Source organism: Brevibacillus sp. IT-7CA2, from assembly GCF_949767855.1.
Lineage (GTDB): Bacteria > Bacillota > Bacilli > Brevibacillales > Brevibacillaceae > Brevibacillus.
This window is the reverse complement of record NZ_CATKQT010000007.1, coordinates 79,679-98,540: the sequence shown is the minus strand read 5'-3', so window position 1 is coordinate 98,540 and position 18,862 is coordinate 79,679. Positions and strand designations below refer to the sequence as shown.

At 48.2% G+C, this 18,862-nt stretch carries 14 protein-coding genes; 1 reads left to right on the top strand and 13 read right to left on the bottom strand.

Features of this window, described 5'->3' with window-relative positions; all coding sequences use genetic code 11:
* Positions 1–52: 52 nt before the first annotated feature.
* The 6 genes from spoIIE to ACM6JA_RS04935 all read right to left on the bottom strand — a co-directional run bounded on the left by spoIIE (position 53) and on the right by ACM6JA_RS04935 (position 6,820).
* Entirely contained in the window at positions 53–2,527 is a 2,475-nt protein-coding gene (gene spoIIE, locus ACM6JA_RS04960; RefSeq protein ID WP_414851426.1) for a stage II sporulation protein E, read from the bottom strand.
* Between the two features lie 285 nt (positions 2,528–2,812).
* Positions 2,813–3,184 (bottom strand): S1 RNA-binding domain-containing protein, encoded by a 372-nt coding sequence (locus ACM6JA_RS04955; RefSeq protein WP_173620741.1) that lies wholly within the window; start codon positions 3,182–3,184, stop codon positions 2,813–2,815.
* Positions 3,185–3,225: 41 nt separating this feature from the next.
* Positions 3,226–3,534, bottom strand: coding sequence for an FtsB family cell division protein (locus ACM6JA_RS04950; protein ID WP_007726411.1), 309 nt, complete (start codon positions 3,532–3,534; stop codon positions 3,226–3,228).
* 19 nt (positions 3,535–3,553) lie between these two features.
* Positions 3,554–4,126, bottom strand: a complete 573-nt coding sequence (yabQ, locus tag ACM6JA_RS04945; protein WP_414851425.1) for a spore cortex biosynthesis protein YabQ — start codon at positions 4,124–4,126, stop codon at positions 3,554–3,556.
* Positions 4,123–4,407, bottom strand: coding sequence for a sporulation protein YabP (gene yabP, locus ACM6JA_RS04940; protein ID WP_007726414.1), 285 nt, complete (start codon positions 4,405–4,407; stop codon positions 4,123–4,125). The genes yabQ and yabP overlap by 4 nt, the downstream gene beginning before the upstream one ends.
* 373 nt (positions 4,408–4,780) lie before the next feature.
* Positions 4,781–6,820 (bottom strand): copper amine oxidase N-terminal domain-containing protein, encoded by a 2,040-nt coding sequence (locus tag ACM6JA_RS04935; RefSeq protein WP_414851423.1) that lies wholly within the window; start codon positions 6,818–6,820, stop codon positions 4,781–4,783.
* A 200-nt stretch (positions 6,821–7,020) separates the two neighbouring features.
* Between ACM6JA_RS04935 and ACM6JA_RS04930 the strand changes: the two genes are divergently transcribed.
* Entirely contained in the window at positions 7,021–7,539 is a 519-nt protein-coding gene (locus tag ACM6JA_RS04930) for a hypothetical protein (protein ID WP_414851422.1), read from the top strand.
* Positions 7,540–7,561: 22 nt separating this feature from the next.
* Here the strand turns inward: ACM6JA_RS04930 and ACM6JA_RS04925 are convergent, their stop codons facing one another.
* The 7 genes from ACM6JA_RS04925 to mfd all read right to left on the bottom strand — a co-directional run bounded on the left by ACM6JA_RS04925 (position 7,562) and on the right by mfd (position 18,782).
* A complete protein-coding gene (locus tag ACM6JA_RS04925; protein WP_414851421.1) occupies positions 7,562–9,697 on the bottom strand; it encodes a GDYXXLXY domain-containing protein in 2,136 nt (711 codons plus the stop codon).
* Between the two features lie 111 nt (positions 9,698–9,808).
* On the bottom strand, positions 9,809–10,102 hold the full coding sequence (locus ACM6JA_RS04920; RefSeq protein WP_012683879.1) for an RNA-binding S4 domain-containing protein: 294 nt from the start codon (positions 10,100–10,102) through the stop codon (positions 9,809–9,811).
* Positions 10,089–11,561 carry a nucleoside triphosphate pyrophosphohydrolase gene (gene mazG / locus ACM6JA_RS04915; protein ID WP_414851442.1) on the bottom strand — a complete coding sequence of 491 codons (1,473 nt, stop codon included), beginning with the start codon at positions 11,559–11,561 and terminating at the stop codon, positions 10,089–10,091. The genes ACM6JA_RS04920 and mazG overlap by 14 nt, the downstream gene beginning before the upstream one ends.
* 9 nt (positions 11,562–11,570) lie before the next feature.
* A complete protein-coding gene (locus ACM6JA_RS04910) occupies positions 11,571–13,235 on the bottom strand; it encodes a polysaccharide biosynthesis protein (protein ID WP_007726423.1) in 1,665 nt (554 codons plus the stop codon).
* A gap of 108 nt (positions 13,236–13,343) precedes the next feature.
* Positions 13,344–13,886 (bottom strand): stage V sporulation protein T, encoded by a 543-nt coding sequence (gene spoVT / locus ACM6JA_RS04905; RefSeq protein ID WP_007726425.1) that lies wholly within the window; start codon positions 13,884–13,886, stop codon positions 13,344–13,346.
* Between the two features lie 236 nt (positions 13,887–14,122).
* The gene (locus tag ACM6JA_RS04900; protein ID WP_414851420.1) at positions 14,123–15,193 is read right to left on the bottom strand and encodes a peptidylprolyl isomerase; all 1,071 of its coding nucleotides are present in this window, start codon (positions 15,191–15,193) and stop codon (positions 14,123–14,125) included.
* 40 nt (positions 15,194–15,233) lie between these two features.
* Positions 15,234–18,782: a transcription-repair coupling factor gene (gene mfd, locus ACM6JA_RS04895; protein WP_414851419.1), complete on the bottom strand. Its 3,549-nt coding sequence runs from the start codon at positions 18,780–18,782 to the stop codon at positions 15,234–15,236.
* Positions 18,783–18,862: the final 80 nt, after the last annotated feature.

Below are 18,862 nucleotides of genomic sequence, written 5' to 3'. Positions count from 1 at the left end.
TCGCAGGGTATTTTTAGCAACAGTATCGACGGGTAATAGAGAAAACATACTTCTAACTCACAATCCGTGGACGCTCGAGCTTCTCCATCCCATGCACCGCGATGGCAGCCCACTGTGGTACAAAGCGGTCAATTCGCGCCACCAACACAGTCATGTCATCAACAATTTGTCCGGAATGCTGGCGAATAACTTTTTCCAACAGTAAATCAGCGACCTCCTGTGGGTCATTCGTCTCCAGTTCACTGATGATTCGCTTCATCCACGCTTGCCTATTCTCAATATGGCGCGGCGCCTCATAGATGCCGTCGGACATCATTACGAGCAAATCACCTGGCTTGAGCATACGAGATACGACATCCACCTCGATTTCTTCCAAAATCCCCACTGGCAGGTTGTTGGCGGTGATCGTGATGACATCTTTATTTCTTTTGACAAAGCTCGGGGTGGAGCCGATTTTTACAAAACGCGTATGAGCTGTTTGCAAATCGATCAGAGCCAAATCCACCGTCGCAAACATTTCCTCCTTGGAGCGCAGGGCGAGCACGGAGTTAACGGTTTTGATCGAAATTTTTTCGTCCATACCAGAACGCAAAAGCTGCTGGAGCATATCGAGGGCGGACTGACTCTCTATGGATGCCCGCTCGCCATTTCCCATTCCATCGCTGATCGCCAGCGCCATTTTTCCATTACCCAAATCCATCGTGCGGAAGCTGTCACCAGATAATAGCTTGCCGTCCTTGGCTGCACCTGCGACCCCGATATCGATCTCATATGTTTTGGCGGAAGCAAGGCACATCGTGCATGAACCGTCTTTTTGCGCTTCACAATGCCGCTCGCGAACCACAATGTTTTCTCCCAAAATCTCCGTGAGCATGGGAGCCACGATCTTCGCGCATTCATCGCGGCCATAGCAAGTCGGCTGACTGATTTCGATATCGACCTTCCCTTCTTCCAAGCTGTGTATTTCTACGCGGCGTACCGACAGACCCAAGCCCTCCAATGCTTGTGAGACCTGCTTTTCCTGAAAGCTCAGCTCCATGCCCTCCCGTTGTATTTCCCGGGCAAAATCACTCATGACACGCGAGACTCCCGATAGCTGGTCAGCTACGAGCATCCGGCTTTCCTTTACCTGCTTTTTCAGTTGGTCAAACGATTGCTGGCGATCGTATTCCTGCTCCATTACAGTCATGACCTTTTCGGTTTTGACACACTTGCGCTCCCAATCACGCGGCGGTGTAACGCCAGCCAAGGTACCATTCTCGTACACTTTTTCCATTAAAAAGCGCATTCCCTCATAGGTCGATTGCGTATCTTTTTCCCAGCATTGTTCTTTTTTCCAGCATTTCTGGCAGGTGAATTCAGATACGCGGCTAAGAAAGGCATCGGCCTGTTCTTCTATTTCTTCAGGATCGGCTGTCTGGGCAAAGCTATTGGAGAGTTGCGTAAACAAATCGGAGAATTGCTGGATCTTGCCCGCTGTCACATCGCGGACTCTGCGCATGTATTCTTGATGGGATTGTAGATTCTCGGGAGTCCCGGGGATAAATCGGGCTACTTTTTTCCAAAGAGCAGCGGGGGTCAGAATGAAGAGCACAATGGCCAGAGAGGTTTCAATCAAGGAGAAGTAGAGTGTCTCTTCTGCTCCACCGTAAATCGCAAGAATAGCCGTACCGATCAACAAGCCTGCAGATACGCCCACTTTGCCGCCTTCCTTCAGCAAGCCTGCCAGAAGACCGGAAAAAGCGAGCAGATTGATTTGTAAAAGAGCACTCACATTCGCCAGACTGAGGATGAGACCTGTAACCACACCAACAGCCGCACCGATCGTGCCACCACCGACAAAAGCAAAGACGAGCAGCAAATAGCGTGTAAGTACATGCTCCATCGAAATGCCTTCGACCATCCAATCCACAGTACCCGTCATCAAGGAAGCCAGTAAAATGACTAACGAAACGATCTCTTCATTTTTGAGAGGCTCATAAGGCTTCGCCAAATGAATGATCGATAAAGACTGGATGAAGATGAGCGTCAGTACAAAGCCAAGAATCGCTTCCACTGCTACCATCACGAGCTCGTAGGTCGTTACCTGATTGGTCAGAACCGCATACAACAGACGGCTGATGAAAATTGTCCCGACGACCAGCAAAGGCGTCCGTGAAAAATCTTTGTTGCGCATTTTATTCATCAGTTTGCAGGCAAACAAGGCAAGTATCACGCTCAAGGCGGTTTCCAGTCCAACAGGCACCGACTGGGTAAAAGCGCCGATAATAAGAGCCATCCCCGTGACAAGCAAACAATCTCGACGAATATAAAACATGACAATGAAATACGGTATAGCAAAGGGGGTTAGCTCTTCCACGATTAGAGCTCGTCCTAATAAGAAGCCCATGAGGATGGGGAGAACATTCCACTTCTCTATGAAATCTGCTGCTTTTTCTCCCCACGTCTGGGCAGTGGTACCCATTCGATCGGACACTTGCCGCGTCCAAGCCTGTCCGGCTTGTGTTACGTTTTTGTTCGCAATCATTTCGCTCCACCCCGTTCTTGGTCAATGTGTTTCTCCATTATACGGAGGGGGCATTGTAAAATTTGTCAAAAATCCAATGAATATTCACAGAATCGTGCGACAAATTCAGTAACGCAAATGGACAAAAAAAACCGACGTTATGGCGGATAACGTCGGCTGACAGGTGATTCGCGCTTTGCGAAACGGGCTTAGGATACTCTATTCGTCAAGACTTTGAAATGACCTTCCTATTTTTACAGTCAAAATGCGCTTTTCACAAAGAAAGAAAAGTCATAATTTTCCGAATCAAAAAGACCGACCGCGGCCCTTTTTCTCTACGCTTTTCTTCAAGGAGGACTGCCTGTCTTCACTTTCTTTCAAAAAGCGGTTCAGCTTTTCTTCAAAGCCTTCACTTCGCTCCCGCTGATAGCGGGGTGGCCGTTCCTTTACCATTGTTTTTTTGATAGAAAGCCCGATCTTGCCCTCACGGAGGCTGAGGACTTTTACTTTTACCGTATCTCCTATTTTTAAAAATTGATGGATGTCCCGGACGTAGACGTCAGCAATTTCACTAATATGCACCAGTCCGGTCACATCGCCCGGCAGTTGAACAAACGCTCCGAATTTGGTGATACCCGTGACTTTCCCTTCCAGTATGCTCCCGACCTCGATCTCCATGACGTGGAATGCCTCCCTCTCGTTGAAGATCAGCTGTATACTCAATCCGGAATGATATAGATGCTTTCGCCTTGCTTGGTAAACAAAATTCGCTTACGTACCAGCTCCGCCAAGTACTCCTGATCGTTTAGCCGGCTTGCTTCATAGGTCAGATCCTCTTGTTTTTGCTGCAAGACCGCTGATTCTTGCTTCAGGGCTTCCAGCTCTGTCTCCTTCTTGGACAACTCGCCACTTTGCAAAAACAAGGTATAGCTAGTCCAGACGAAAAAGCACAGGATCACAAAGAAAAAGAGACGCATTCTCCTTCTTTGCCCTTTTCGGTTAATGGAAGAGGTTCTTGCTTCCTTCATCAGTACGACCACCTCGAATCTACTCCCGTTTTCTCTTTGAGTGAAACCAATTCTTCCAATTGGTCCAAAATCCTGTTGTTTTTCCGAACATTTTTTTCCCCAAATGTTGACCCCATCTGGCAAAAGGAGAGGTGACAAAACGCGTCACTTTCCACAAAAAGCCGAGGATCGCGAGCAACACAGAATACAAAAATGTCAGCACCATGATGATCACTCGGAAAAGAAAGAGCACAGGACGTACAAGCAGGAAGTCTATAATTTTTACAACCGTACGGTAAAACCACTGACAGAATTTTATCACGCGGTGCAAGAAAAGGATATACTTCTTACTACCTAATAAGAAATACAGCCACGCGCCAAAGATCATTCCAAAAAATATCGGAAACCGAATAATCCCGTCGTTCACTTTCACCAAAATCAAGAAGACAGCGCCCATACTGCCCACCCAAAACAGGATGTCAAAGAAAAAGACCAACCAGAGTGGCAGTCTGGCCTTTCCTTTAAATACATGGTACGTATCGAATCCCATACCCATCAGTGCACCACACGTCGACATGGCCAATACCGTCTGTAACTGGATGGCGATGTTCACTTGAATAACTTGCCGAAGAATCCTCTCGACCGATCGCCGGCCTGCCCTTGCTCCAGATAGGCCATCTCGTGAACGAGCCCCTCGATCGCTACTTCTCCGGTTTCCAGACTCAAATTTTTCATATGCAGGTTTTGGCCTCGTATGGTTAAAAAGCCGCCGTCCGTCTCCAAGAGGAATTCTTCGCTGTCAAAGCTTTCGACGTTTTTTACTCCCGATATCGCTAAGCTGCGACGATTAATCATCACGACTTCATGACGTGGCCGTCTCGTGTGATCGTTCATGATTACTCCCTCCTCACGTACCCTTCTTGTACTATCGTATGGGGAGGGATGTCCTGTTAGAACAAAAACGGTATTGACCGTTTTTGTTGACCGCGAGCGGTCGCATTACCTCTAATGAAAATCATCGAGATGTTTTTCACAAAAGAAAACCCCGTATAAATACGGGGTCAGGCTGTCGAGAAACCCCCAGTCTGGATTTCTCGGATTAAGATAAAAAATTTTGACCTTCTAGATTCGCTTCTAAGGCGTTTTACGAAGGTGGGGAGACATATTTGTACCCCCTAAAATGGCACAGAAAGTCCCCTTTTTTGCGAAAGGGGACTTTCTCAACACTCTGACCCCGTATAAATACGGGGTTTTCGTCTAATTATCCTTACTTGTAAACGGTGTAGTTCCCGTTCACATAGATGATCTTGTAACCGGTACGCTCCGTGATGGTTTTCAGAGGCAGAGTAGGAACGTTGTTTTTCAACTGAACTGCTGCAGGCAGCGTTACATTTTTGCCATTGATGGTCGCTACGTTTGAACCGACCTTAAATTGCATAACCGTATTGCCGCTCACGACTTTGGCAGTCGTTTTGGTGTAGCTGATCGAAAATCCGAGGGCATCACGGAAAAACGTAGTTGGCATCAGCGTGTTGCCATTTACGGTATACGGTGCCACTGCGAGTCCGGTTGTTTTACCAGCCTTCGTAAAGGAAGCGACGCTCTGCTTGAAGCTCACGCCATTTAGAGACACGATGGTCGCCGGACGAGAGAAGAGCAAGCCTCTCTCCTCGGAATTGTAGACGCCAATGTTGTACACACCGGGAGTAGCCGGATTCACAATGCCAGCTGTCTCGGCGATATTGACCTGAGCTGCTGTTTTTGCCGGAATATCCTGGGCAGGAATAATAATCAGATTTTGTCCGCGCACACCAACAAAGCTAGCGGCCACACCATTCACCGTTACTGTGTTCGCTGGCAAGTAGGCTGGGACACGGAAGCCAACTGGGAGTACGACTTCAATGAAGCCCTGATTGCGAACAATCGGAGCACCCATGGCTTTGATACCGATTGAAATACCAGCAGGAGTAGAGGCAGTCGCTCTCGTCAGCCCAACCGTTGCCAATGTATTGTCCACTGCGACTGGTGGAGTCATTCCTGTGATTTGGAATTCCTTCGACTTATAGGTCTTGTTGTCAATCTTGGCCGCCACGGTATATGTTCCCGCTGTTTTCGGAGCGGTCAAGTAGCCTTCGAATGCAAACTTGATGCTCGCTCGATTTGTGCTATTGAATCCGTATGGTGTTCGGAAAAGAACCTTATTTCCCAACACGCTTACATTCGTCACTTGAGCACCATTGACGGTGACGCTATTGCTGGTAAGGATCGGCGGAACAGTTACCCCACTTGGGAATTCAACTTCAATTTCTGCGTTCGACCCCAGCTTGGAGGAAAGATCCGCTTCAAATGTATAGCTCGTGCGCGCCCCAGCTGAACTGTCCGACAAAGAAACGGTGAATGGCGTATTGCTTGTGCCTGTAACCTCTACATCTTTTGACTTGTATTTCTTGCTGTCATATTCAATTTCATACGAATAGTACTTGTCTGGTTTGGATGGGTTTACTATTCCGGCTGAAGAAGTAAATTCCAGTTTTATGTAACTATCACCATCTGCACCACTCGGAATTTCAATCCGAATTGAGTCGTCATCGAGACTTGAGACCTGATCTGCTTTGTACCCGTTTACCTTCACCTCAGACTTGCTGATGCTCTTTGGCAGCATGTCCCTTGAAGGGAAATTGACGTAGATGTATTTGCCCTCTTTCAGCTTGCTTTTTGAAGAGAGATTAAATTTTCCGAGCGTTAAAGAGATTCCGTCCTCGGCATTTTTACTGCTCTGAGATGCCTCGAAGTCGCCCTTGCTACTGCTACTGCTACTGCTACTGCTCGAAGATTTGCCGATGCTGATTTTTTTACCCTTGTAGCTATTTTCCTCACTCGTTTTTACTTCGATCTCATAGCTGCCTTTGTCTTCCGGGTTGGTGATGTTTTCAATAGTCAATGTGAGAACAGTGCCTTTTCTGATCCTTTCATCGACTTCGATCTCAACTACATTTTTGCTGACGGATACGCTGTCGATCGAGATCTCATCATCATCGTCATCTTCAAGCGTGATGTCTGATGTTCTCAGCTTTTTATCTACCGAATAATCTGAAGGGAATCTAACGTAGATACTATCCCCCGCTGTTAATTCCTTATTGATTTCAAACTCAATCGTATATTCTGTTTCCTCATCCACATCTGTATCGTCTGCAGAAACATCCTCAATAGAGAGAGCATAAGCCGCTTTTGGCTCGAGCATCAGTGGGCTTGCCAACACCGTAGTGGCCAGAAGCACTGAGATCCCTTTGTTTATGCTTTTTTTCAACGGTAACGCCTCCTTCTCTACAATTCCTTACTATGATAGGAAATGTTCGGCAGGAAAGGGTTACAGACTGGTAACGAATGATTTAACCCACAGTTTGGAAAAGTCGATCCACCCAAACGTATCGGTTTGCACCGGAATTCCAAACACCTAACCACATCGCTGTCAGACTTGCTCAGGAGTTTGCCCCGCAGAGCTTTGGCTTGTTTAACTGGTTTACTGTTGATCTGGCCGGCATCAATATATTCAGCTTGATCCAGCTCGAAAATACGCTTCTCGTGGTATTGTTCTCTCTTGCCGTCACCAAGCTCATTGAGCACTTGAAAGAAGCTCCTGCCTTGTATATAAGTGGACTGATGTATATTGCCGGGTACTCACTGATCATGTACAGCAACTCCCTTATCGTTATTCTGGCAGCAGTGCTTATAAACACGATGGGCGAGCTGATTCACGCTCCCATTCGCCAAACCTATCTGGCGCAAATTGTAAAAGATGATTTGCGTAGCTCCTACATGGCTGTGAACGGACTCGTAGTGCCCGGCGCGCGGATCATAGGGGGCAGTCGGTATCACTTTGGGAGCTGTCCTCCCGACCTATCTAATGGCACTCCTTATCTTTTCTCTGGTGGTCGTAGGCGTCATCCTCACCCGATCGATCGTGTTGCAAATGGATTCCAAAGAACGTTTACTTCCTCACGCAAAAGAAGCTGCCCGATGACATAGGCAGCTTCTTCTTCGGTACTATCTACTGGTTCGACAGGCTCTCCAGGATGGCATCGCCTCTCTCACCAATTTTCACGATAGCGTACTTGGCATTCCGCTCCACTTCAAGTCCGGTTCCTTCTGGGACAAAATAGCTTTCTATGCCGTATTCCACCCGATTGATACCGAACGTGCTTCCATTAATCACCACATCCGATGGCTGAGGCTCGTAGTTACGATTCCATTGACCATCAATCTCATAATAGCCACTGTAGCTGTGCAATCCGTCTGTTTGTTGACGCAGTACGACTCGAATCTTTTCCCCTGAGTCAACCTGTTCCTGGTCCAGTGTAGATATGGTGTAGCCAAGTCTGACGTAATCACCTTGCAGCAACGAACGCGGATCGATTGGGACCAGCTCCAGCTTCACCGTTTTTCCGTTGGCCAGGATTGTCTCACTGCTCCATACTTGATAGCCAATCAAAACAAATTGCAGCAAAATGACAGGAAGCAACACAAGCGCTTTTCTCACAAAAAGGGAAGGCTCGCTTCTCGACCATTCGATTTTCGACCTTCGATCCCACCACAAGGTAGCGATGAAAAACACCAGGCTGAGCAGAAGCAGGCTCAGTGACTTGTGCAGCAAGCTCCATAGCATGTCGTAGTACTTCATGAGGAGAAAGGCAAACCAGAAACCGAGCACGATTCCGAATCTCACCTTATTTTGCTGATGCAATGTCCGGTACAACAAATACGTGCTGACTGCGAAAAAAGCCAGATTCACTACCACATTCATGGAGCCCGATTGAAACCGTTCCTCAGTCAGGATCAAAAGTGAGAGTAAGGCATACACCAACGAGCTGTTTTGCAAAACGACTGGCAATTGCTTTACGTAATGCATCGCCAATTGCGTAGTAAATATGATCAAGATTACATATTCAAAGGAAGGCAGATACTCATCCAGCTTCGTAGCCAGGACGACTAAAAAGGTCAGCTGTGTCAAAAGCCGCGCCGGAATGGCAGAGACAGCTTTCCACACGTATAACAGTACCAACAGGAAAACGATCCAGTAAGCTCCTTCTAAAAAGAGAACAGCACCGACACCCAATATATACCCCATTGAGAGCAGCGTATATCGTACCGTTGCATTCATCTTGCTCATAAACACCACAGGGCCAATAAAGCCAATTAATGAAAGGAAAAACAGTAAATCAATAACCGTTTCCTCTTCAATGATCAGAAAAAGTAGACCTGCTATCGAAATGGCTCCAATGGATGCAGCGATAGTCGTGACGAGAACTGTGAATGCCTCTTGAAAAAACACAACCCATTTGCTTTTTTGATACGCTGATTCCTTGCGCAGCCAATTAATCCCTGTAACTGCTCCCCAAACAATGAGTGCGGTCAGCAGCAGCATCAAAACAAAGAAGCCTTCTGAGAAATACTTCACCATGTAGGTTATGAATGTAACGAGCACAAACAGCGAGAGCAACGAGGCCGTCACAATCAGAAACCCGCGACTCGGCACCCATTTTAAAAACGTGACAAACAGGATCCCGCCCGTCAGGACATATAAAAGCTCAGGGAGTGGACCATACACTTCGGTGAAGGATGAACCGAAAAGACTGACGGAAAACGTCAGAAACGATAAGTAGTAGATCGGCTTGGAATGTAATTTCCCCGTAGAGGTTAGCCAGAACAAGATGATATTACCCAAGGCAATCAACCAAAACATCATGAACCACCACTCGTCTTCACGCGCTACACGAATGACGGATGGATGGAGAAAGAAATAAATCGCCAAATGAGCAAGGACATAGGTGATGACATAGAATGGCTGATACCGCGTCAAAATCGCGAACAGCAAATTCGGAATGAGCCATACGACGAACAGCATGTAGCTATCGGCATGACTATTGTATATTTGCCCCAACAAAGCCACACTGATGCCAAAAGCCAAGCCTCCAGCCACCAGAAGCCAATTGCTCAAAAACGTATGTCGTTTGATGAAACGCAGTCCATAGGATAATAAATAAAAAAGAACGAGGATTGCTACACTGACGCCGATCTTTTGCTCCCTGACCATAAGCGGCCAGTTCGAGGCAAAAAAGTACAGGATAGATGATAGCAGAAGCGAAATGGACAAAAAGTAGCCCGTTCGAACTCCGTTTTGTTGCATACAGCACACATCCCTTCGGAAATGCCTTCAGGTACTCTCATTATATCCTTTGATTGGGAAAAAAGCCTAAAAAAAAGACTGCCATCTCGGCAGTCTCTTTTTGCGCGCACATTACCCTTTGAGGTAGGCGTCTTCTTCTTTTTCATCACGCGGAACGGGAACTTCGCCAATGACGGTATACAGCGAAGCCGCTTCTTCCTTGCGCGGGTTTTCCTTGATGTCCTCTACTTTTACCGACACGATTTTTTGTCCGAAACGGATCGCCAGCTTGTCGCCGATTTTCACGTTACTGGACGCCTTTGCAGGGCGATCGTTGATTTCCACACGCTGTTTGTCGCATACTTCTTTTGCGAGCGTGCGCCGCTTGATCAGTCGGGACACTTTCAAATATTTATCGAGTCTCATGTTTGGCTTCCTCCCACCATTTGTCCATCTCTTGCAGGTCTGTCTGCTCGAAGGTACGACCCGCCTCTTGCAGCTTGCCTTCAATATAGGAAAAGCGCTTCTTGAACTTGTTGTTGGTCAATGCGAGGGCTTCCTCCGGATCGAGCTTCAGGAAGCGCGCCAGATTGACCACCGCGAATAGCAAATCACCCAATTCGCCAGCGCGTTCCTCCTCTGATGCTTCTTGCAGCTCGCGGTACTCCTCTTCTACCTTTTTGTACACGTCTGCAATATCGTCCCAGTCAAAGCCGACTTGCGCTGCTTTTTTCTGTAGCTTGTACGCATACATCAATGCTGGCAAGTCACGCGGTATTCCCGCCAACTGTGATTGGACCGTTACATCGATGCCTTTTGCTGCTTTTTCCTGTGCTTTGATCTCCTGCCAATTCGCCAGTGCTTCCTCGGAATCATTCGCGCTCTTTTCCCCGAATACATGCGGGTGACGGCGAACTAGCTTTTCATTCAACGTCGCGACAACATCATCTACCGAAAAATATCCGTCTTCGGCTGCCATCTGCGAATGCAGCATGATTTGCATCAACAAATCACCCAGTTCCTCACACATCGCATCTGGATCATCGTCGTCGATCGTCTCCAAAACCTCGTACGTCTCTTCAATCAAGTTTTTGCGGATGCTTTGATGTGTTTGCTCGCGATCCCACGGGCATCCATCCGGACTGCGCAGGATCGCCACGATCTCCTTCAAGTAGGAGAATTGGCGGTACGATACCTTCTCATCCTTCGTCGGCGGCACATACACCAGGGACAAATTCCCGAAATGATCGAGTCTGTCCAGTTCATACAACGGCACTGTCTCAATGATTTCTTGCCCCGCTACCCCTACGGCAGTCGCTACTGTCACCTCGTAATCGTCCGGCAGCACTTCCATCAAGGTCAGCTTCACATCAGAAGCCACAAAGGCATCGTACACTTGCGCGATAATCGTATGCAGGCCCGGTGATACTTGATGAGCAGCGAGCGCCGTCCCATCCAGCAAAGAGAATCCCTCGATCGGGTCGATATGTAGGCGGGCAAACAACGGATCGATAAAGCTCTGTCCACCGCCAATTTTTATTTCTACACCACGGTTTTGTCCCTCTGCCAACAACAGCTGCACGGTACGTTCTGCCACCAAAGGATGACCTGGCACGGCATAGACAAGACTTCCTGCTTCGTTTACCCGTGAAAAAAGCCGCTCCACAATATCGGTGTACACATCCGAAAACGTATCGTGCTGCTCATATACATCATCAAAGGACTCAATCGCGATGCCTTCTGCGATCAACTCGGCTACGACCGGATGCTCTTTCGTACGCAAATACAGCTGTTTAGCAGCTTTAAGCGTACGATAGATGCCATAAGGAAGCTGGTCCAAATCTCCGGCACCAAGACCGACTACGGTAATGGTCTTATTCTTCATTTCCACACGTCACGCCTCCTTTTCGTTCATTCTTGCTTTCTCCGCTGGGAGGAGCTTATATTTCGTTAACAGCGAAGCAATTCGCTTCCCTTTTGGCAAAAATTGAATATCGTTTCTCGTAAGTCCACCCGTTTTCAAAAGCGCCAGCAAATAGACCAATGCTCCTGAACCGACAGCAATCAAGCCTACCAGCGTATAGAACAAGCGATTTGAAAGTCCGGCACCGCCGAGCACTGTATTAGCGAGCCACTCCACAATCAGCACGACAATCGACATCACCACGACGGACACAAATGGCTTTTTCACCGTTTGGTGGAATCCAATGTGTGCTCCTGTGTATTTGATTACCGCAAGAACGTTCAGTCCCATGGCGACCAAATAAGCTAAAACAGTGGCCACTGCTGCACCAGAAATACCCCAGAACGGAACGAGCGCCAGATTGAGGATGAGCTTCACCAACACACCAATAAACAGGTTGCGGGCAGGTCGCATTACGCGTCCCAAGCCTTGCAAAATCCCCGCGCTGGCAATACTCACTGTGGCGAAAATAATCGTGAAAGACTGTACAGCGAGGGCCTCGGTACCGTTGCTGTCTCCGTAGAGCATGACGTTGATCGGCTCCGCCAACAGAGCAAGTCCAAAGGAAGCAGGCAATCCCAACAGGAAGGTAAGTCGAATCGCGATTTCGGAACGATGAGAGATCAATTGATGCTGACGCTGAGCAACAGCTTCACTGATCGCAGGCACTAATGCCAGAGACAAGGACGTGGCGAAAAACGTACCAAACTGAATGAGTGGCTGACCACGGTCAAATGCACCCTTTAAGAGCTTGGCCAAGTCCTCCGGCGTCCCGCTCCATTGCAGCATATTGACGACGGTCATCGAGTCTACAAGCGGAACAAGCGGCAGAACCAGTGCGCCCATACAAATCGGAACGGCGTAGGTCAAGAGATGACGTAATATTTGACGATTGGTCCACGATTGCGCTGCCGATTGCTGTACGTGACCGATGGACAGCTGCCCCATCTTCTTGTCCGCTCTCCAATACCAAAGCAAGACGAGAATAGCAGCAATGGCACCTGGAAAAGCTGCAAAAACGGCACCTGTACCAGCCAGGTAAGGGTCCTGATACACGTTCATCGCCCAGAATGCAGCAACCAGAATGAAAATCACTCGAATGAATTGCTCAGCAACCTGAGAGACTCCAGTCGGCATCATATTTTGATGCCCTTGAAAATAGCCGCGCAAGATCGCAACCATCGGCACCAATGGCAGTGACCAAGCTACTGCTCGGAGCGGGGTAATCAAATGCTCATCACCCATCATACGAGCAATCATAGGTGCTCCTCCATATAACAGTAAGAAGAAAAAGATCCCGAGAACAACCAGCGATATACTGGCTACTCGAAACGCCCTGCGCGCCCCGATCGCATCCCCGACAGCGACGCGCTCTGAGACGATCTTGGAGATGGCAATGGGGAAACCCGCCGTCGCTAGAATCAACAACGCGGTGTACAGCGGGTATACTTGCATATATACGTACAAGCCGATATCTCCGGCAATGTTTTGGTATGGGATGCGGTATACAGCGCCTAACAGCTTGGAGACAAGACCGGCAATTCCAAGTATCGCCGCGCCTTTCACAAATTGAACGGAAGCCTTTTCTTGAGCCATGTGCGTGAAATTTCTCCTCTCCAACCTAAAACTTCGTTCATTATACCACAAGGCCATAGGCACAAGAAAAACAGCCCCGGGGTACGAGGCTGTTTTTGCTGATCGATCCTACTGCTCCATCTGCTTTGCCAGGAAACCGGCCGCTGTTTCCGACATTTTGATCTCCAAATCACTCATCTTGGTTGACTCGTTTTTGTTGAGGAGGATCACGGACCCGATTGGATCGCCTCCTGCTACAATCGGTGCAACGACGAACGAGCCATAAGTCTCGTTCATGTCACGACAAATTTCATAAGAGCCTGTGTTTTTCTCCAGTCTGGTCTTTCTTTCCTCCAAGCATTTCTCGACAATACTGCCAATTGGTTTCTCCAAGTATTCCTTTTTGGATGCCCCCGACACAGCAATGACAGTATCCCTGTCTGAAATCAGTACGGTATGATTCATGCTTTCATACAAAGAGTCCGCGTACTCTTTTGCAAAATCACCCAATTCTCCAATCGGTGAATACTTTTTGAGAATGACTTCTCCGTCACGATCCACAAAAATCTCAAGCGGGTCGCCCTCACGAATGCGCAGTGTACGACGAATCTCCTTAGGAATCACGACCCTACCGAGGTCGTCAATTCGACGAACGATACCAGTTGCTTTCATGTCTTGTTGCCTCGCTTTCCCGTAAGAAGTGGGTAGTGAATAGATGGTGGTTGGTTAGTTGTATTTTTTCCTCAAATTCTAATTTTAACTATGGGTGAAGGTATCAATTTTTACCAGTTACTTCAATTACTCTCCCCCGGGTGGTAGCGAGTGATAATAGTATTTGCCCATGTTTGAAGAATATGCGAGAAAACGAAAAAACAGGGAAACGAATTCCCTGTTTTTCTTCGAACTTCTTATTTCTTCGCCGGAGCATCATTTTTGGACTGCGGGATGTTGAATTTCGTAATGAGCTTGTCCAGCTCGTTCTTGGCGAAAGCATCGTAGGCTTTCTCCAAAGAACTCGCGCGGAGCTGTTCCTTCATCTCATCAAAGGTCTTTTCTTTGCGATTCTCGACCTTAATAATATGGTAACCAAAATCAGTTTTTACTGGCGGGCCAACTTCACCGACTTTTTGTGTCAGGGATGCTTCTTTAAATTCTGGTACCCATTGCGTTACATCTGCATTTTCGTACAAGCCGCCAGACTCCTTGCTGCCTGGGTCATCTGTGAACTCTGTTGCCAGCTTCGCGAAGTCTTCACCCTTTTTCAGGCGCGCCACCAAGTCATTGGAGATTTTCAACGCCTCTTCTGGTTTGCGCTTTTCGGTAGAAATCAGGATGTGGCGAACAGAAGCAACGGTACGGGAAGCTTTGTCCATTTGATCATAGGTTTGCTTCAGCGTAGCATCGTCGATATTCTTTTTCATCACATTGATGGACTGGTTGATCAGGTCCATCTGATTTACGATCATGTCCTTAGTTACGCCTTGGCCTTCCAAGAGCTTGTTGAACTGAGCTTCATCTTTGCCCAAAAAGCCCATGTACTGCGTTTTGATTTTCTCGAAGGTTTTCTCAGCGAGTTCTTTGGACTCTTTTTTCATGGCATCGTCAGAACGGCTAGCCATAACCTTGGTAGCTGTATACTCACGAGCATAAGCTTTCAACGAGTTGCTATCAGCCATTTCAATCATGGTGCCTTGTTGTGGGTTCATGAAGTTAATGACACGCAGGAACTCTTCGAACTCTTGTCCTGTGACAGTTCCTCCTTGATACTCCACAATGACCGCTTTCTGGTCTGCTGCGTAAGGCAGAGTGAGTTTAGGGAATTGTACCAAAGGATCGTTAGCAGCAGCTTGATTGCCGCCATCTGTCTGATTCGCTGGAGTTTTTGGTTCTTGTTTCGCTTCTTCTGCTTTTCCGCCGCAACCAGTCATGAGTGCCACGACCAGAACAGCCGAAGATAGAATCGCTACTGAACGTTTCATAAATAAGGTTCTCCCTTCCCGGGCAAGCCCATTTTGTCAGTTAAGACACAGGGCTCTCCGTACCGGTGTCTCTTCGCACCTGGTGAAATTGACGCAGCAGCTTTTCAACCAACTGCACGCCCTCATCTTCTTTTAACCCCTTTACTTTAACAGCAATCGTGATCTGTTGTCCACCCGACAGCCCAACCCTCTTGCTCCAGTTGCTGGTAAGCGCAAACAGCGCTCCACCATCGATGTTGTTGTTCTGACTAGGGTGCAGGAACAATTTGATCTCGTCTGGATTCTTTTGGCTAATTTCGGTGATGTGGTGCTTCAAGGCATACACACGCAAACGGGAAATGGTCAACAGATTATCAACCGGCTTTGGAACTGGTCCAAAACGGTCTAGCAGCTCCTCTGACAAATCGTCGACGTCTTCCAAGGTAGACACCGCGACAAACTTTTTGTACATCTCGATTTTTTGTCGGCTGTCCGTGATGTACATCGACGGAATATAGGCATCCAGTTGCAGATTGATCTCCACAGGTGTGACAATTTCGTGTTTGACTTCGCCCTTCAGCTCATCAATGGCCTCTTTCAGCATCTGGCTGTACAAGTCGAATCCGACCGTATTAATAAAACCATGCTGCTCAGCGCCCAGCAAATTACCCGCTCCACGAATGGACAAGTCTCGCATCGCGATCTTGAAACCAGAGCCGAGCTCGGTAAATTCCTTGATGGCTTGCAGACGTTTTTCCGCTACCTCTGTCAGCACCTTGTCCCGTTGATACGTAAAGTAAGCGTACGCAATTCGATTGGAACGACCTACACGTCCACGCAGCTGATACAGCTGGGACAAGCCCATTTTATCTGCATTGTAAATAATCAGCGTATTGACGTTCGGGATGTCCACCCCGGTCTCAATGATCGTCGTGCTGACCAATACGTCAAAATTCCCTTCCAAAAAGTCGAGAATGACGCCTTCCAGCTCGCTTTCGTTCATCTGCCCATGCGCTACAGCGATGCGGGCGTCTGGAACGAGCATAGAAATCTGTTCCGCCATCTGTTCGATTCCTTGTACTTGGTTGTAGAGAAAGAACACTTGCCCATCACGAGCCATCTCACGCTCAATAGCCTCGCGAACGAGGGCAGGGCTGTAATCCATCACATACGTCTGCACCGGAAAACGATTTTCTGGCGGTGTTTCGATAACAGACAAATCACGCACACCGAGCATCGACATGTGCAGAGTACGTGGAATCGGCGTAGCGGTCAGAGTCATGACATCCACATTCGTTTTGATCTGCTTCAGCTTTTCCTTGTGGCTCACACCGAAGCGCTGCTCCTCGTCTACGATTAACAGACCGAGCTCGCGGAATGTCAGGTCTTTGGAAAGCAGACGGTGCGTACCGATGACGACATCGACTGTGCCTTCCTTCAGTCCTTTTAGTGTGGCATTCTGCTCTTTACGCGAACGGAATCGACTCAATACCTCCACGCGGATTGGATATTCCGCAAAACGCTCACGGAACGTCTCGTAATGCTGCTGTGCCAGAATCGTAGTTGGAACCAAAACGGCTACCTGTTTTCCGTCCATGACAGCCTTGAAGGCAGCACGAATCGCAACCTCTGTCTTCCCGTAACCCACGTCCCCACAAACGAGGCGATCCATCGGACGTTTGCGCTCCATGTCCGCTTTCACTTCAGAAATCGCGCGGAGCTGGTCTTGTGTTTCCTGATACGGGAACATCGACTCAAATTCACGCTGCTCTGTCGTGTCGGGAGAGAATATATGACCGACAGCCGATTCGCGGGCTGCGTACAGTTTGATCAAATCTTCGGCGATATCCTTTACAGACGACTGGACTTTGTTTTTGACGCGTTTCCACTCGCTGCCACCCAAGCTGTATATCTTCGGCTGTGCCTCTTCGCTCGCCACGTACTTCTGCACATGGTCGATTTGATCAATCGGAACAAACAGACTGTCTCCTGCGGCGTATTGAATATGAAGGTAATCTTTATGAATTCCGAGAATTTCCTTGGTTTCAATTCCAAGGTATTTTCCAATCCCGTGATTGACGTGGACGACGAAATCACCAGGTTTGAGCTCGAGGTAGTTTTTGATACGCTCCGCGTTGTTCATCGTCTGTTGAACCTTGCGTGCCTTGCGCTGTTTCGCGGTAAATACTTCACCTTCCGTAATAACAACCAGCTTGTTTAGCGGCAGCTCAAAGCCTGTCTGGAGGTTTCCTAAAATGATCGTAGGACGCCCCGGAGGCACCGTCTCCACTGCATCTGTTAAAACGTCCGCTTCCATTTCGTAGTCATGCAGGACACGCTCCAGTCGCTTCGCACGCTCCAAATCAGCTGCGACAAAGACGATCTGATCCTGGGACTTCTTCCAACGGGCCAGTTCTGTTTTCAGTACGTTCATCTGTCCGTGGAAGTTTTGCATGGTGCGGCAAGTCAGATTCACGATGTTTTGCGGCTGGGTCTTCGGTGATTGTCTCAAAAATAGGGAGAGGTAAACGATCTGGCGCTTTTTCGTCGACACGATCTCGTCGTACGTGCGCGACAGGCTGAGATTGGACATATATTCGCCCTGAATGATGCGTCCTGTCAGCCATTCCCCTTCTTCTTTTTGCAATTGCGCTGCCGTATCCAACACACGGGAAGGCTCATCAACGATCAGCAAGGTATCGGAAGGCATATAGGACAATAATGTATCGCCGGTCGGGTAAATGACAGAGATGTACGAATACAGCTGTGCAAAACGCTGTCCTTGCTTCATTCTCTCTGCATCAGAGCCGATTCGCTCCATGACCTTTTCCTTGGCAGCCCCATCCTTCAAATTAGCGAGGGTTTCTCCCAGCTTTTGTTCTAAGCGAACAGCCGATTCCTGCAATAACGGAGTCGTAGCGATCATTTCTTTTGCCGGACCGAGAATATACGTCTGAACGGATTCCAATGACCGTTGGGAGAGCATGTCAAACGTACGGATGGAATCGATCTCCACATCAAAAAGCTCAATCCGCACCGGCCACTCCGAATCGATCGGATACAAGTCGATAATTCCACCGCGAATACTCATTTCTCCCTTGCGCTCGACCATGTCTACTCGCTCATAGCCAAGCTCAATACATCGGAGCAAAAAGGACTCGATATCGAGCTCATCACCGACGGATAACTGAATTTGTGCTTCCTTCCATACTTGCGGGGGAACGACCAAGCGACGCAAGCCAGCAAAAGGGGCAACCAAAAAACCCGTAAAGCCTTGGGCCAGACGGTTGAATACATGAATTCGCTGCGCCAGCATTTCAGGGCTGGCAATGGCAAGCTCAGAGCCAATCAGCTCATTACCGGGATAAAGCAACACCTGATCAGAGGGAACCAACTCGATCAAATCTTCGTATACTTTTTGTGCTTGGTACATGTTATGCGTCACTACGCAGACCGGACGATCTGACATTTGTTGTAATGACGCCATCAATACTTGCCGGGCGGAACCAGCTAAGCCAGAGACAAGCTGCTCATATAGCCCCTTCTCCAAACCAGCCACGATTGTCCCGACGTTCGTGTCCTGTTTCATCGGGTTAATGATGACTTGCATTCACTAATCCCCTCTCTAATTCTTCTGTCAACTAAAATCAGACCGTCGCTTACGTTCACAACAACCGCAGGTCAGCCATG

Excerpts from the sequence above, each read along its gene's own strand:
- spoIIE (WP_414851426.1), bottom strand. The coding sequence starts at position 2,527 with ATGATTGCGAACAAAAACGTAACACAAGCCGGACAGGCTTGGACGCGG.
- ACM6JA_RS04955 (WP_173620741.1), bottom strand. The coding sequence starts at position 3,184 with ATGGAGATCGAGGTCGGGAGCATACTGGAAGGGAAAGTCACGGGTATC.
- ACM6JA_RS04950 (WP_007726411.1), bottom strand. The coding sequence starts at position 3,534 with ATGAAGGAAGCAAGAACCTCTTCCATTAACCGAAAAGGGCAAAGAAGG.
- yabP (WP_007726414.1), bottom strand. The coding sequence starts at position 4,407 with ATGAACGATCACACGAGACGGCCACGTCATGAAGTCGTGATGATTAAT.
- ACM6JA_RS04925 (WP_414851421.1), bottom strand. The coding sequence starts at position 9,697 with ATGCAACAAAACGGAGTTCGAACGGGCTACTTTTTGTCCATTTCGCTT.
- ACM6JA_RS04920 (WP_012683879.1), bottom strand. The coding sequence starts at position 10,102 with ATGAGACTCGATAAATATTTGAAAGTGTCCCGACTGATCAAGCGGCGC.
- mazG (WP_414851442.1), bottom strand. The coding sequence starts at position 11,561 with ATGAAGAATAAGACCATTACCGTAGTCGGTCTTGGTGCCGGAGATTTG.
- ACM6JA_RS04910 (WP_007726423.1), bottom strand. The coding sequence starts at position 13,235 with ATGGCTCAAGAAAAGGCTTCCGTTCAATTTGTGAAAGGCGCGGCGATA.
- spoVT (WP_007726425.1), bottom strand. The coding sequence starts at position 13,886 with ATGAAAGCAACTGGTATCGTTCGTCGAATTGACGACCTCGGTAGGGTC.
- ACM6JA_RS04900 (WP_414851420.1), bottom strand. The coding sequence starts at position 15,193 with ATGAAACGTTCAGTAGCGATTCTATCTTCGGCTGTTCTGGTCGTGGCA.
- mfd (WP_414851419.1), bottom strand. The coding sequence starts at position 18,782 with ATGCAAGTCATCATTAACCCGATGAAACAGGACACGAACGTCGGGACA.